The sequence below is a fragment of the Georgenia soli genome (assembly GCF_002563695.1).
Lineage (GTDB): Bacteria > Actinomycetota > Actinomycetes > Actinomycetales > Actinomycetaceae > Georgenia > Georgenia soli.
The window spans coordinates 2,560,873-2,575,327 of sequence record NZ_PDJI01000004.1 but is presented as its reverse complement, the minus strand read 5'-3'; the positions used below and the strand labels follow the sequence as shown (position 1 = coordinate 2,575,327).

Sequence of the window (14,455 nt, the reverse complement as noted above, 5' to 3'; positions counted from 1 at the left end):
GGGTCGTTCGTAGCAGGGGTGAGAGGCCGCCGACCGCGGCGGCCCCCGACCGCAGGAGATGATCCGACATGCAGTTCCTGTTCTCCGTCATCCACGACTCGGCCGGCCTGGCCACGCCGGAGGAGATGGCCGCCATCGACGCGTTCAACCTCCGGCTCCAGCAGGAGGGTCGCTGGGTCTTCGCCGGCGGTCTCGGAGCGCCTGGCTCGGCCACCGTCGTCGACAACCGCGGCGACAAGGCCCTGGTCACCGACGGACCGTTCCTGGAGTCGAAGGAGCACCTTGCCGGGTTCTGGATCATCGAGGCCGAGGACCACGACGTCGCGGTCCGGCTCGCCACCGAGGGGTCGAAGGCCTGCAACCGGAAGATCGAGGTCCGGCCGTTCCTCTGACCGGGCGCCGGTTTCCCGGGTCCAGACACAGGGTCTAGATATTTCCGGAATTATCTGACATAATTAGGGGGCCGGCTTGCCGAGGTCGGACTCTCCCACCGGAAGACCAGTCCCTTCCACGCACTGCGCAGACGTCGTCCCGTAGATGCACCAGCACCTGGTGCGGGCACTCCGCCGCCATCGACGACTGCCTCCCGACGGTGGACCCGACCCCGAGCGCAGCGCTCCCCCTCCGGAGCGCGCGGCCGGCGGCGTTTCGTCGAAAGGAACACGCGTTGAACTACTTCCCCGGTCAGGTTCTCGTCCACCCCCACCACGGCCCGGCGACCGTCTCGAAGATCGCCACCCGAAAGGTCGGCAAGAGCCAGAAGCGCTATCTCAAGCTCGACGTGCACGACGCCGAGCTCTCGGTCGGGGTCCCGATCGAGCAGGCCGAGGAGATGGGTGTCCGGCCCCTGCTCGACGCCGACGGCCTCCGGGAGGTCTTCGACGTGCTCCTGGCGCCGACCGGGGAGAAGGAGAAGGTGTGGTCCCGGCGGGTCAAGCGGAGCGCGGACCAGCTGCGCTCCGGCGACATCAGGATCATCGCCGGCCTCATCCGTGACCTGACCCGGTGGAACGAGGAGAAGCGACTCTCGTTCGGGGAGTCCAAGACGCTGCGGGACGCGCTCACCCCGTTCGTCGCCGAGGTCGCCCTCGTGCTCGCCGTCGACGAGGACGAGGCGGCCGCCGTCGTCGAGGCCGCAGTTCTGAACGGCACCCGGCCCACCATCCCGCAGGGCAGGCTCGCCGCAGCCAGCTGATCCCGCCGGCGGTGCCTCGTCGGCGATATCTCGTCGGCAGGATCTCGACAGCAGGATCTCGACAGCAGGATCTCGTCGGCGACGAGAGAGGGGGCCGACCCGGACGTGTCCAGGTCGGCCCCCTTCTCAGGCTCGCGGGGCGGCTACCACTTGATCATCGTGCCGTGGGCGATGTTGTAGTACATGCCGATGTGCGTGTAGAAGTTCATCGCGCCGAAGAGGGCGAACGCGACACCACCGATCACCCAGGCCCACATGGCCCAGCGCAGCAGCTGGGGGCGGTCCGTCCACAGCGCGATCGCGAAGAGCAGGGCACCGAGGGCGACGACGCCCCAGAGTCCTCCGAGGAAGAGCGCCTCGAGGAGCGGCAGGTGACCGAAGCGGCCCGTGATGGGCTCCTCCGGCGGGGCCGCACCGAGCTGGTACCGCACGAACGACACGGCGAGCACGGCCATCCCGAGGCCCAGCACACCGACGAAGATGCCGGCCGGCCGCAGCGCGAGGATGGTCCTCGCCGTCGCCGCCTCGACATCACCCTCGTAGACCGCGCGGTTGCGCCACAGGTAGACCGAGGCCATCAGCAGCAGCGCACCGAAGCCGGCCGCCGGCTGCCCGAACGCGATGTTGGCGTACTCGAAGCCGTCCCCGCCGTAGGGCCAGGTCACCGTCGTGTGGAGACCGAGGAGAAACAGCAGCAACCCGGTGACTCCGAAGAACCCCGCCCACCCCTCGCTGTCGATCCGCTCCTTGCGGATGAGGTGCGCGAGGAACTTCGCGAAGCCCAGCAGTCCGGCTCCCGCCGTGATGGCGATGAGCTCGTTGTAGACGATCACGTCAGCCCTTCCCTTCTGACCTCCGGGTCACACCGCGGAGGGTTGTTGAATCATCAATCACTATAGCCCCGCGCGGCGACGGTCTGTTCCCGGAGAGTCCGCGGGCGTAAGCGCCCGTCAGCGCCGATGTGCACGCAAGCGCGACGACGCACCGCGGGCTGGACTGCCCGTCGGCGGTCCGCCCGGTACTTTCGCCGTCATGTTCCCTCGTTCGGCGGCGTACCGGTCCGGGCTCCTCGAGCTCGACGACGGCCAGTCGGTCTTCTGGGAGGAGACGGGCAACCCGGACGGGCTTCCCGCCCTCTACCTGCACGGCGGGCCCGGGGGCGGGCTCGGGCGTCGCGGGTACGTCAGGAGCTTCGACCCCGACCGGTTCAGGGTGGTCGGGCTCGACCAGCGCGGGTGCGGACGGTCGGCACCGCTGGCGGACGACCCGCGCCACGACCTCGACGCCAACACCACCCCCCGGCTCGTCGCGGACCTCGAGGCGCTGCGGGAGCACCTCGGCATCGAGGCATGGGTGGTCGACGGCGTCTCCTGGGGCTCGACCCTGGCCCAGGCCTACGCGCAGGCGCACCCGGACCGCGTCCTCGGCATGGTCCTCATGGCCGTCACGACGACGAGCCGGGCCGAGGTCGACTGGATCACCGAGCACGTGGGCGCCATCTACCCCGAGGGCTGGGACCGGCTCGCGTCCCACGCGGAGGGAGCCGGTGTCGGCTACCGCCGCGGCGAGCGGCGGGTCGTCGAGGCCTACGCGCGGCTGCTGCGGGACCCGTCGTCAGCCGTGCGTGCCGCGGCGGCGCGGGCGTGGACGGAGTGGGAGGACACCCACGTCGCCGTCGGGGCGGGCGGGTTCCGGCGCGACCCGCGCTGGGACGACGGCGCGTACGCCGAGGTGTTCGCGACGCTCGTCACGCACTACTGGGCGCACGACGGCTTCCTCGACCCGCCGCTCCTGGCGCGCACGGGGACGATCGCCCACATCCCGGCGATCCTGCTCCACGGCCGGCTCGACGTCAGCGGACCGCTCGTCACCGCCTGGCAGCTGCACCGGGCGTGGCCGGCGAGCGAGCTGGTCGTCGTGGAGGGAGAGGGCCACGGGGGCAGGTCGATGGCCGAGCAGTGGGCCGCGGCGAACAGCCGCATGGCCGACACCGTCAGCGCAGCTCGTCGAGCGACGCGACCCGCACCACACCGTCCAACCTCCGGGCCAGCTGCCGGGCCGGCGTGACGAACGCGTCGGCCTGGAGCTGGGTGGAACGCAGCAGCGTGGGCGCGAGGAGCTCGTGCCCCTCAGGGAGGGCCGCCCCCTCCTCCGCCAGCCGCAGGACCGCTCCGGCGTCCACGACGAACCTGGTCATCTGGCACCTCTCTCGGGGTCGGTGGCGAACCACGCTGAGGACGCCCCGCGGCGACACCCGCGGATGCGACCCTCACTGCCCGAACGTAGCCTCGAAGGGAAAGTCACCGAACCGAAAGGAGTCGAACCATGGCGGAACTGACCGGCAAGCGGATCGCGTTCCTGGCGACGAACGGCTACGAGGACTCCGAGCTCACCTCTCCGTGGGAGGCGGTGACGTCCGAGGGGGCCGAGGCCGTTCTGGTCTCGCCCGAGTCGGGCACGATCACCGGCAAGAAGGGGCACGAGGCCAAGGTCGACCTGTCGGTCGGCGAGGCCGACGCGCAGGACTTCGACGGTCTCGTGCTGCCCGGCGGCGTCGCCAACGGCGACAAGCTGCGGATGGACGAGAAGGCGGTCGCGCTGACCCGGGCCTTCTTCGACCAGCACAAGCCTGTCGGCGTGATCTGCCACGGCGGCTGGATCCTCACGGACGCCGACGTGCTGCGCGGCCGCACCGTCACCTCCTACCCGAGCCTCAAGACGGACCTGCGCAACGCGGGGGCCACCTGGGTGGACGAGGAGGTCGTCGTCGACAACGGGCTCGTCTCGAGCCGCACGCCCGACGACCTGCCGGCGTTCAACGACAAGCTCGTCGAGGAGCTCGCGGAGGGCGAGCACGAGAGGCAGTCGGCATGATCCGAGCCTGAGGGCGGCGCCTCCGCCCGCGAACAGGGCGGGGCGTCCGCCCCCGGACGCACACCGGCCCCGGTCCGCACGGACCGGGGCCGGTGGCACGCCGCTGTCAGGCCGTGACGGCCGCGGTCGCCTCCGTCGGCGCAGCCGGCCCCGGCGGCGCGGCCGGCGCCGGCGCACTCCCCCGCCGCAGGATCCGCGTGGTCGTCCGGACGAGCATCAGCGCCAGGAGCAGCACGCCCACGTAGCCGTTGATGACGTAGACGACGTTGATCATCGTCGAGAACGGCACCATGAGCCCGAGCACGCAGCCCAGGGCCGCCAGCCCCACCGAGAGCCCCTTGAAACGCGGGCTCCTGTCGGCGAACACCCGCGACGCCACGGTCCACAGGAGCGGCACCGCCGTCGTGTAGATCCCGGCGACGATGATCAGGGAGAAGCCGTCGGCGAGCAGCGGGCTGACGTTCGCCGCCAGGTGCAGCATCGGGATCTCCGCGCCGTGGACCTGCGCGACGTTCGCCAGCAGGCCCAGCCCGACGACGATGCACGCCGCCGAGAACGCCACGCTGCCGACGGCGCCGCCCAGGACGGCCTCCTTCCGGCTGCGGGCGGTCCGCCCCATCGCGGTGAGGAAGGCCGCGAGCCACAGCATGCAGAACCCGACGTACGAGAGGGCGGCCAGGAACCAGTTGCTGGATGCCTGGGTGACCGCCAGGTCGGGCAGCACCGCGTTGCCCTCGGCGATCCCGCCCGGGTTGCGCACCACCGCCCACAGGCCGAGCCCGATGGCGATGGCCACGATGACGGGACCGACCTTGCCGATGACGTCGACCAGGCGGCCGAGCCCGAAGAAGACCGTCATGGCGGCGACGACCGCGAGGCCGGCGCCGCCCACGTAGCCGGGCAAGCTGTAGTGCTGCTCGAACAGGGCGCCCATGCCGCTCACCATCACCATGAAGCTCATGAAGATGAAGACGATCGAGAAGTAGTCGAAGAACGTCCCCAGGTACTTCCCGCAGTAGTACTGGTAGATCATGCTCGGCCTGGCGAACTGCTTGGTCTGCCCCACGTACAGGAACTCGACGCACACGTACGTCATGAGCGCCAGCACCGCGAGACCGGTGCCGAAGACGCCCCAGTACCCGTACGAGGTGAAGTACTGCATGATCTCCTGGCCGGTGGCGAAGCCCGACCCGATCAGGAAGGCGATGATCGCACCGCCGAACGTGATGACCCTGGTCCAGCTAACAGCTTGTCTTCCTTGACGCATGGCTGTTCCTCTCGGATTTTTCTTTCGATACAGCAGGGATGTGTGCGGTCGTCAGCGCAGGACGACGGTCCGGTTGCCATGGAGGACGACCCGGCCCTCGCAGTGCCACCGGACCGCGTTCGACAGCGCCTTGCACTCCGTGTCGCGCCCGGCGGCGACCAGGTCCTCCGGCCCGTAGGCGTGGTCGACCTCCTGGACCTGCTGGGCGATGATCGGCCCCTCGTCCAGGTCGCTGCTGACGTAGTGGGCCGTGGCCCCGACCGTCTTCACGCCGCGCTCGTAGGCCTGGTGGTACGGCCGTGCCCCCTTGAAGCTCGGCAGGAACGAGTGGTGGATGTTGATGGCGCGTCCGCGCAGCTGCCCGGCGAGGTCGTCGCTGAGGATCTGCATGTAGCGCGCCAGCACCACCAGCTCGACCTCGAACCGGTCGACGAGCTCGAGCAGCCGCCGCTCCGCCTCGGGCTTCGTCTCCTTCGTGACCGGGACGTGGAAGAACGGGATGCCGTGCCACTCGACCAGGGCCCGGTGGTCCGGGTGGTTGGAGACGACGGCCACGATCTCCGCGGGGACGTCCCCGACCCGGGTCCGGGAGAGGAGGTCGTTCAGGCAGTGCGCGAACCTGGACACCATGACGAGGACCCGACGGCGGGCTCCCGCCTCGCGCAGCTCGAACCGGAGCTGGTGCTCACGCACCAGGGGCTCGAAAGCCTCACGCAGCGCTGCGAGGCCCGGGTCGCGACCCTCGGGGACCGCGAAGTGCACCCGGAGGAAGAACCGCCCGCCCCGGAAGTCGTCGAACTGCTTGAGCTCGAGGATGTCGCCGTGGTGCTCGAGCAGGAAACCGGTGACGGCGTGCACCAGGCCCGGCCGTTCCGGGCAGTCCAGGGTCAGGACGTACTGGTGGTTCACGGGCGGGACCGGGATCTCCGGCGCCGCCGCGGGGGCTGTGCCGGTGCCGGCTGCGGGAGGGGCGGCCGGCGCGAGGTCGGTGGTAGCCATGGATCCCGCCCTCAGCACTCGATCACGTTGACCGCCAGGCCGCCGCGGGAGGTCTCCTTGTACTTGACCTTCATGTCCGCGCCGGTCTCCCGCATGGTCCTGATCGCCTGGTCGAGGGTGACCTTGTGGGAGCCGTCCCCCTGCAGCGAGAGGCGGGCCGCGTTGATCGCCTTGACCGAGGCGATCGCGTTGCGCTCGATGCACGGGATCTGCACCAGACCCCCGACCGGGTCGCAGGTCAGGCCGAGGTTGTGCTCGATGCCGATCTCGGCGGCGTTCTCCACCTGCTCCGGCGTGCCGCCCAGGACGGCGCACAGGCCGGCGGCCGCCATCGAGCAGGCCGAGCCGACCTCGCCCTGGCACCCCACCTCCGCCCCGGAGATGGAGGCGTTCAGCTTGAACAGGATGCCGACGGCGGCGGCGGTGAGGAGGAACTCGACGACCTTGTCGTCGTCGCCGTCGACGAAGCGGTTGTAGTAGTGCAGCACGGCGGGGATGATCCCGGCCGCCCCGTTGGTGGGGGCCGTGACGATGCGGCCGCCGGAGGCGTTCTCCTCGTTCACGGCCAGGGCGTACAGGTTCACCCACTCCATTGCCCACAGCGGGTCGGTCATGTGACCGCCGTCCCTGGTGGCCTCCGCCTCCTGCGCGCGCAGCCGCTCCCGCAGCTCGGGCGCCCGGCGGCGCACCCGCATCCCGCCCGGCAGCACCGGGTCCGTGCGCGTGCAGCCGTTCTCCACGCACTGCTGCATGACGTCCCAGATGCGCAGGAGCTCCCAGCGCACCTCGTCCTCGCTGCGCCAGCACAGCTCGTTGGCCATCATCACCCCGGCGATCGAGGTGCCCGCCTCGCGGCAGCGCTCGAGCAGCTCCGCCCCGGTGCTGAAGGGGTACGGCAGCACGGTGGCGTCGGCCACCACCCGGTCCGCCCCGACGGCCTCCTCGTCCACCACGAACCCGCCGCCCACCGAGTAGTACGTGCGCAGCCGCAGCGACTTGCCGTCCGCGTCAAACGCCTCGAACGTCATCCCGTTGGGGTGCGCCGGAAGGGCCCTGCGCCGGTGCATGACGAGGTCGACGTCGGGGTCGAACGGGATCCGGTGCGTGCCGGCCAGCGTCAGGGCCCGCTCCGCGCGCAGGGTCTCGACCCGTGCCTGGGCGTGATCGGTGTCGACCGTCTCCGGGTCCTCGCCCTCCAGCCCGAGCAGGACGGCACGGTCCGACCCGTGGCCGTGGCCCGTGGCGCCCAGCGAGCCGAACAGCTGGGCCTGCACCCGGGCCGTCGCCGGCACGAGGCCGTCCGCGGCCAGCCCGGCGGCGAACCGCCGGGCTGCCCGCATCGGCCCCACGGTGTGCGACGACGACGGACCGATCCCGATGGAGAACAGGTCCAGCGCACTGAGAGCCATCAGACGAACTCCCGCATCCCGTCCAGGAGCCAGCGCACCGTGTGGGTCGCGAACGAGGCGCGCGGCATGACCCGCCACGTCACCTCACCCGTGTGCCACAGGATCACCGGCGTCGTGCCGAGCACGGTGACCACCGCGCGCCCGACGGGGAACTCCCGCGGGTGCAGATCGATCCGGCAGCTTTTCTCCAGCACCGTGCGGGCGCGCGGCCCGGAGAGCTCGAGCGTGGTCCGGTTGGCCGAGACGTCCACCACCTGCCCGGGCCGGGCGCCGAGCGCGCCGGCCAGGCGGCCGGCGTACTCGGTGGTGGCGACGCCGGAGACGGCCTCGTCCGGGGCGACGAGCAGGAACTCGTCGGGCGAGAGCCACAGGACGGCGACCTCGCCGGTGCCGTCGGGGATGCCGGTGACCTCCCCGACCCGCCGCGGCAGCGGCGCGCCGAGGGCGGCCTCGAGCGCGTCGCCGGCGTCGGTGCCGGGTACGGCCCGCAGCCCGATCTGGGTGAGGAACGGCAGCTCCCGCAGCCCGACCTGCTCGCCCGAGCCGGCGGTCATCTCGTCGGCCAGGTGCTGCGCCGGGCTGCGCCGGTGGACGAGCACGTCGTGCACGGCCGTGGCGGCCTCGCGGACCGCCGGGGCCCCGGGGGCCGCCGGGGCTTCCTGGAGTGCGTGGGCGTCGGGGGCGATCGTCATCGTGTTGTCAGCCATCTCGCCTGGCTCCTTCCTTGTCGTAGAGCACCGGTTCGTCGACCTCGACCTCGACGAAGCGTCCCTGGAAGGACGCGATCAGCCGCTGACCGATCCGGTCGCGACCGTCCTTGACCAGGGCCAGGCCGAAGCTCCGGCCGAGCGCCTGGCTGTGGTAGCTGGAGGTGACGTGCCCGACCATCGGGATCGGCCGCGCGGGCAGCCCCTCGCCCGTGTAGTCGCCCAGCGCGCCCTGCTCGACGAGCTGCGTGCCCTCCGGCAGGCGCAGCGCGCGGTCCACCGGCAGCACGCTGACGAGCTGCTTGCGCCCACCCTGGGTGTGGGAGGCGCGGGAGTAGGACCGCTTGCCGATGAAATCCTTGGTCCTGGAGACGATCCACTCCATGCCGAGGTCCTGCGGCGTGACGGTGCCGTCCGTGTCCTGCCCGACGATCGGGTAGGCCTTCTCGGCGCGCAGGACGTGCATCGTCTCCGTGCCGTAGGGCGTGATGCCGAGGTCGGCCCCCGCCGCGGCGACGTCCTCCCAGACCTTCAGGCCGTACCAGGTGGGCACGTTGATCTCGAAGGCGAGCTCGCCGGAGAACGTGATCCGGCAGATCCGGGCGGCGATCCCGGAGGCCAGCACGGTCTCCCGGAACTCCATGAACCCGAAGCCCTCCTTGCTCACGTCCAGGTCGGGCGCGAGCCGGGCGACGACGTCGCGCGACCGCGGTCCGACGACGGCGACGGTCGACCACTGCTCCGTCACGGACGTGAGGACGACGTCGAGCTCGGGCCACTCCGTCTGGGCCCACTCCTCGAGCCACTCCAGCACCTTGGCGGCGCCGCCCGTGGTCGTCGTCATGAAGTAGCGGTCCTCGGCCAGGCGCAGCGTCACGCCGTCGTCGAAGACCATGCCGTCCGGGGTGCACATGACGCCGTAGCGCCCCTTGCCCACCGGCAGCTTCTTGAAGGCGTTCGTGTACACGCGGTTGAGGAACTCGCCGGCGTCCGTGCCGCGGATCTCGATCTTGCCCAGCGTGGTGGCGTCCATGAACGCGACGCCCTCCCGGGCGGCGCGGCACTCGCGCGCCACCGCGGCGTCCATGTCCTCCCCCGCCTGCGGGTAGTACCAGGGCCGCTTCCACTGGCCGACGTCCTCGAACAGCGCCCCGTGCGCGACGTGCCACGGGTGCGCCGGCGTGGTCCGCGCGGCGTCGAACAGGTCCCCGCGGGCGCGGCCGGCGAGCGCGGCGAAGGCGACCGGGGTGTAGGGCGCCCGGTAGGTGGTGATGCCCAGGTCGCCGGGGGTGGGCCGCCGGGACTCCCCGACGGCGGTCGCGGCCTGGCCGGGCTGCCCGGGCGGGACCGCGGCCGTGTCCTCCCCGGTCAGGACCCGCGTCAGCAGGCCGACGGTGTTGACGCCGCCGATCTTGCCCTGCTCCACGCCGGTACCGATCGAGGTGTAGCGCTTGACGTGCTCGACCGAGCGCATCCCGGCGCCGGTGGCGCGGAAGACGTCGTCGGCGGTGTTGTCGCGCTGGAGGTCGACGAAGTGGGTGGCGTACCCCTCCTCGCGGCCCTCGACCAGCCAGAGCTGCCGCGGCCGGCCGGCTCGCGAGCGGCGCACGTCGTCCCAGTCCGCGGCGGTGACGGCCGGCAGGGCCGGCCGGACCGACGGGTAGCCGACCGCCTCGGCGGCGGCCCGTCCGGCGCGCGCGCCCTCGGCGACGCAGCCCTGGGTCCAGTAGGTGGCGTTGACGGCGCCCGCGAGGTGCTGGTCGCGCACCGGGGCGACCGGGACGAACCCGGCTGCGTCGTCGTCCCAGCGCATCTCGCCCTGGCGCTGGCTGTGCAGGTGCACGTTCGGGTTCCAGCCGCCGGAGACGGCGACGAGGTCGCACGCCACCCGGCGTGCCTCGCCCGTCGGGGCCCCCTCGCCGTCGATCGGGGCGATCCAGGCGGCCTCCACGGCCGTCTCGCCGTCGATGCCGACGACGGCGGAGCCGGTCTCCACGGTCAGGCCCGCCTCGCGGGCCGCGCGGGAGGCCTCGCCGTCGTCCCTCACGTCCACGACCGTGACCTCGGCGCCGGCCGCCCTCAGGTCGTACGCGGCGTCGTACCCGGAGTCGCTGGTGGTGAGGACCACCGCAGTACGCCCGGGCAGGGTGGCGTAGCGGCCGAGGTAGGTGCGCACCGCGGAGGCGAGCATGACGCCCGGCACGTCGTTGCCGGCGAAGACCACCGGGCGCTCGATGGCGCCGGTGGCCAGGACCACCTGGCGGGCGGTGATGTGCCACAGCCGCTGGCGCGAGACGCCGTCGCGGCCCTCGAGGTGCTCGGCGCGCTTCTCGAGGGCGGTCAGGTAGTTGCCGTCGTAGCTGCCGACCACCGCGGTGCGGGTGAGCACGGTGACCTCGGGCGCGGCCTCGAGCTCGGCGCCGACCGTCTCGACCCACTCGCGGGCGGGGACGCCCTCGACGCTCCGCGCCGGGTCGGCGAGAAGGCTGCCGCCGAGGCGGAAGTCCTGCTCGAGCAGCATCACGCGGGCACCGCCGGAGGCGGCCTCGCGGGCCGCGGCGAGACCGGCCGGTCCCGCACCGATCACCGCGACGTCGGTGTAGACGTGCATCTTGTCGTACTCGGCCGGGTCGACCTTCTGGTCGAGCACACCCAGCCCGTCCAGCAGCCTCAGGTCCAGCCCGGGCGTCAGCTCGAGGGTGGTCGCGGGGAGCATGGACTCGTTGTGCTCGCCCTTCACCATGACGAAGGCGTTGGGCTCCTCCACCCCGGCGGAGAGCACCCCGCGGGGGCGGCGGCGGTAGATGGAGTCGCCGACGCGGAGCCGGCCGTTGGCGATGAGGGCGGAGGCGACGGTGTCGCCGGCGTACCCGGTGAGCTCGGCGCCGTCGACGACGAAGGGGATCGGCCGCGAGCGGTCGATCAGGCCGCCGTCGGGCAGGCGGGAGGTCTGGTCGGCCATGGTCAGGCTCCCTTGCTGAGAAGTTCGGGGCGGGGCGCGGAGACCGGGTACGTCTGCGCGAACTCGTAGGTGCGCGTGTCCCGGACCGCGTTGAACCACTTGCGGCAGCCGGCGGAGTGCACCCACCGCTCGGCGAACGCGCCCTTGGGGTTGTCGCGGTAGAAGAGGTACTGCGCCCACTCCTCGTCGGTGAGGGCGTGCGGGTCCTCGGGGTAGGCGACGTGCGCCTGGCCGCCGTAGCCGAACTCGGTCTCCGGTCGGGGCCCGCAGAACGGGCAGTCGATGGTCAGCATCGCTCAGGTCCTTTTCAGTGGGCGACGGCGGCTGCGCCGTGCTCGTCGATGAGGGCGCCGGAGACGAAGCGCTCGAGGCTGAACGGACGGTTCAGCTCGTGCGGCTCGTCGTTGGCGATGGTGTGTGCGTAGGCCCAGCCGGCACCGGGCACGGCCTTGAAGCCGCCGGTGCCCCAGCCGCAGTTGACGTACATCTGGTCGACGGGGGTCAGGCCCACGACCGGCGACGCGTCGAGGGTGACGTCGACGATCCCGCCCCAGGTGCGCAGCAGGTGCGCCCGGGAGAACGCGGGGAAGAGCTCGACGGCGGCGGCCATCTGCTCCTCGATGACGTGGAAGGAGCCCCGCTGGCCGTAGCCGTTGTAGGAGTCGATGCCCGCCCCCATGACGAGCTCACCCTTGTGCGCCTGGGAGACGTAGACGTGCACGTGGTTGGACATCACCACGGTGGGGTGGATGATCTCGTGCAGCTCGGAGACCAGCGCCTGGAGCGGGTGGGACTGGATCGGCACCCGGAAGCCGGCCAGCTCGGCGAGCACGGAGGTGTGCCCGGCCGCGGCCAGGGCGACCTTCCCGGCGCCGATGCGGCCGCGGGTGGTCTCCACGCCGGTGACGCGGTCGCCGTCGAACGTGAAGCCGGTGACCTCGCAGTTCTGGATGAGGTCCACGCCGAGCTCGCTGGCGCGGCGGGCGTAGGCCCACGCCACCCAGTCGTGCTTGGCGATGCCGGCCCGCGGCTGGTAGGTCGCGCCCATGACGGGGTAGCGGATGTCGTCGCCGATGTTGATGATCGGGCAGATCTCCTTGACCTGCTTCGGGTCGATCCACTCGGCGTCGACGCCGTTGAGGCGGTTGGCCTCCACGCGCCGCACGGAGTCCCGGACGTCCTGCAGGGTGTGCGCGAGGTTCAGCACGCCGCGCTGGGAGAAGAAGATGTCGTAGCCGAGCTCGTCCTCGAGCCCCTCCCAGAGCTTGAGCGCCTGCTCGTAGATGGCGGCCGACTCGTCCCACAGGTAGTTGGAGCGGATGATCGTGGTGTTCCGCGCCATGTTGCCGCCGGCGAGCCAGCCGCGCTCGAGGACGGCCACGTTGGTGATGCCGTGGTTCTTGGCCAGGTAGTAGGCGGTGGCCAGGCCGTGGCCGCCGGCCCCGACGATGACGACGTCGTAGCTGGCCTTCGGCTCGGGGTTGGCCCAGAGGAAGTCCGGGTGCTCCGGAAGTTCGCGCTGGTTCATCAGTGCTCCTGGAGGTTCGGGTAGAGCGGGAAGCGGGCGGCCAGGGCGCGCACCCGCTCGCGCAGCGGGTCGAGGGCGGCGTCGGAGCCGTCGCCGGTCAGGGCGAGGGCGATGACGTCGGCGACCTCGGCGAACGCCTCGGCGTCGAAGCCGCGGGTGGCCAGGGCCGGGGTGCCGATCCGCAGCCCGGAGGACACCATCGGCGGGCGGGGGTCGAACGGCACCGCGTTGCGGTTGATGGTGATGCCGACGGAGTGGAGCAGGTCCTCGCCGCGGCGGCCGTCGAGCTCGGAGTGGCGCAGGTCGACCAGCACGAGGTGGACGTCGGTGCCGCCGGTCAGGACGCTGATGCCGCGCTCGGCCACGTCCGCCCGGGAGAGCCGCTCGGCGAGGATGCGGGCGCCGTCGAGCGTACGTTGCTGCCGCTCGGCGAACTCCTCGCCGGCGGCGACCTTGAAGGCGACCGCCTTGCCGGCGATGACGTGCTCCAGCGGCCCGCCCTGCTGGCCGGGGAAGACGGCGGAGTTGATCTTCTTGGCAAGGTCCGACTCGTTCGTGAGGATGATGCCTCCGCGCGGGCCGCCCAGGGTCTTGTGCGTGGTGGAGGTGACCACGTGCGCGTGCGGCACCGGGGAGGGGTGCAGCCCGGTGGCGACGAGCCCGGCGAAGTGCGCCATGTCCACGAAGAGGTAGGCGCCCACCTCGTCGGCGATGCGACGGAACTCGGCGAAGTCGAGCTGGCGCGGGTACGCGGACCAGCCGGCGATGATCATCCGCGGCCGGTGCTCGCGGGCGAGACGCTCCACGTCGGCCATGTCGACGCGGTGGGTGTCCTCGCGCACGCCGTAGGCCACGACGTTGTAGAGCTTGCCGGAGAAGTTCAGCCGCATCCCGTGCGTGAGGTGACCGCCGTGCGCCAGGTCCAGGCCGAGGATCGTGTCGCCCGGGGTGAGGAGCGCGTGCATGACGGCCGCGTTCGCCTGGGCGCCGGAGTGCGGCTGGACGTTGGCGTAGCCGGCGCCGAAGAGCGACTTGACCCGCTCGATCGCGAGGGTCTCCACCACGTCGACGTGCTCGCAGCCGCCGTAGTAGCGCCGGCCGGGGTAGCCCTCGGCGTACTTGTTCGTCAGCACCGACCCCTGGGCCTGCATGACGGCCACCGGGGCGAAGTTCTCCGAGGCGATCATCTCGAGCGTGCCCTGCTGGCGGTGCAGCTCGGCGGTGATCGCCTGCTGCACCTCGGGGTCGAGCTCGTGAAGGTCGGCGTCGAGGACGGTCCGAGCGGTGATGAGGTCCGAGGCCGTCATTGGCCCTCCTAGCGGTTCGATACCTGTTGTGCGCTACTGATATATCAGTGCGTGCCGAGAAGTATGTCTACGGGATGCGCTCCCGTCAACGGTCTTCCGCAACGGACTTTCGTCCCGGGGCCACGACGGCGAGACGGCGGCTCGAGCCGTGAGCCGTGAGCCGCCGTCGGGGCGTCGTGACGTCGCCGCAGGCGGCCGCCCGCCAGG

At 71.7% G+C, this 14,455-nt stretch carries 14 protein-coding genes; 4 read left to right on the top strand and 10 right to left on the bottom strand.

From position 1 onward, the window contains the following. Positions 1–68: 68 nt before the first annotated feature. Positions 69–392, top strand: a complete 324-nt coding sequence (locus ATJ97_RS12990) for a YciI family protein (protein WP_098484108.1) — start codon at positions 69–71, stop codon at positions 390–392. 275 nt (positions 393–667) lie between these two features. Beyond that, a complete protein-coding gene (locus tag ATJ97_RS12985) occupies positions 668–1,195 on the top strand; it encodes a CarD family transcriptional regulator (RefSeq protein WP_170037447.1) in 528 nt (175 codons plus the stop codon). Between the two features lie 143 nt (positions 1,196–1,338). Here the strand turns inward: ATJ97_RS12985 and ATJ97_RS12980 are convergent, their stop codons facing one another. Then, entirely contained in the window at positions 1,339–2,028 is a 690-nt protein-coding gene (locus tag ATJ97_RS12980) for a DUF981 domain-containing protein (protein ID WP_098484106.1), read from the bottom strand. Positions 2,029–2,227: 199 nt separating this feature from the next. Between ATJ97_RS12980 and pip the strand changes: the two genes are divergently transcribed. Then, the gene (pip, locus tag ATJ97_RS12975) at positions 2,228–3,262 is read left to right on the top strand and encodes a prolyl aminopeptidase (protein ID WP_098484105.1); all 1,035 of its coding nucleotides are present in this window, start codon (positions 2,228–2,230) and stop codon (positions 3,260–3,262) included. Here pip and ATJ97_RS12970 read toward each other — a convergent pair. Continuing rightward, the gene (locus tag ATJ97_RS12970) at positions 3,189–3,392 is read right to left on the bottom strand and encodes a hypothetical protein (protein ID WP_098484104.1); all 204 of its coding nucleotides are present in this window, start codon (positions 3,390–3,392) and stop codon (positions 3,189–3,191) included. The two genes, pip and ATJ97_RS12970, sit on opposite strands and share 74 nt — an antisense overlap. Before the next feature lie 128 nt (positions 3,393–3,520). On the opposite strand from ATJ97_RS12970, the gene ATJ97_RS12965 reads away from it, so the two are divergent. Then, positions 3,521–4,069 carry a type 1 glutamine amidotransferase domain-containing protein gene (locus tag ATJ97_RS12965; RefSeq protein ID WP_098484103.1) on the top strand — a complete coding sequence of 183 codons (549 nt, stop codon included), beginning with the start codon at positions 3,521–3,523 and terminating at the stop codon, positions 4,067–4,069. A gap of 106 nt (positions 4,070–4,175) precedes the next feature. Here ATJ97_RS12965 and ATJ97_RS12960 read toward each other — a convergent pair whose 3' ends face one another. Genes ATJ97_RS12960 through glyA form a run of 8 tightly spaced genes read right to left on the bottom strand, consistent with a single transcriptional unit; the run spans position 4,176 to position 14,248 of the window. After that, positions 4,176–5,336 (bottom strand): YkvI family membrane protein, encoded by a 1,161-nt coding sequence (locus tag ATJ97_RS12960; protein ID WP_245862489.1) that lies wholly within the window; start codon positions 5,334–5,336, stop codon positions 4,176–4,178. Positions 5,337–5,387: 51 nt separating this feature from the next. Continuing rightward, positions 5,388–6,335: a formyltetrahydrofolate deformylase gene (gene purU, locus ATJ97_RS12955; RefSeq protein ID WP_098484102.1), complete on the bottom strand. Its 948-nt coding sequence runs from the start codon at positions 6,333–6,335 to the stop codon at positions 5,388–5,390. A gap of 11 nt (positions 6,336–6,346) precedes the next feature. Further along, a complete protein-coding gene (locus ATJ97_RS12950) occupies positions 6,347–7,744 on the bottom strand; it encodes an L-serine ammonia-lyase (protein ID WP_098484101.1) in 1,398 nt (465 codons plus the stop codon). Continuing rightward, complete coding sequence (locus tag ATJ97_RS12945) at positions 7,744–8,451, bottom strand: sarcosine oxidase subunit gamma (protein ID WP_245862487.1); 708 nt, start codon at positions 8,449–8,451, stop codon at positions 7,744–7,746. Before ATJ97_RS12945 ends, ATJ97_RS12950 begins: the two co-directional genes overlap by 1 nt. Then, positions 8,444–11,413, bottom strand: a complete 2,970-nt coding sequence (locus tag ATJ97_RS12940; RefSeq protein ID WP_098484100.1) for an FAD-dependent oxidoreductase — start codon at positions 11,411–11,413, stop codon at positions 8,444–8,446. Before ATJ97_RS12940 ends, ATJ97_RS12945 begins: the two co-directional genes overlap by 8 nt. Positions 11,414–11,415: 2 nt before the next feature. Next, positions 11,416–11,706, bottom strand: coding sequence for a sarcosine oxidase subunit delta (locus tag ATJ97_RS12935; protein WP_098484099.1), 291 nt, complete (start codon positions 11,704–11,706; stop codon positions 11,416–11,418). Between the two features lie 14 nt (positions 11,707–11,720). Beyond that, positions 11,721–12,941 carry a sarcosine oxidase subunit beta family protein gene (locus ATJ97_RS12930; protein ID WP_098484098.1) on the bottom strand — a complete coding sequence of 407 codons (1,221 nt, stop codon included), beginning with the start codon at positions 12,939–12,941 and terminating at the stop codon, positions 11,721–11,723. Further along, positions 12,941–14,248, bottom strand: coding sequence for a serine hydroxymethyltransferase (gene glyA / locus ATJ97_RS12925; protein ID WP_098484097.1), 1,308 nt, complete (start codon positions 14,246–14,248; stop codon positions 12,941–12,943). Before glyA ends, ATJ97_RS12930 begins: the two co-directional genes overlap by 1 nt. Between the last annotated feature and the right edge of the window lie 207 nt (positions 14,249–14,455).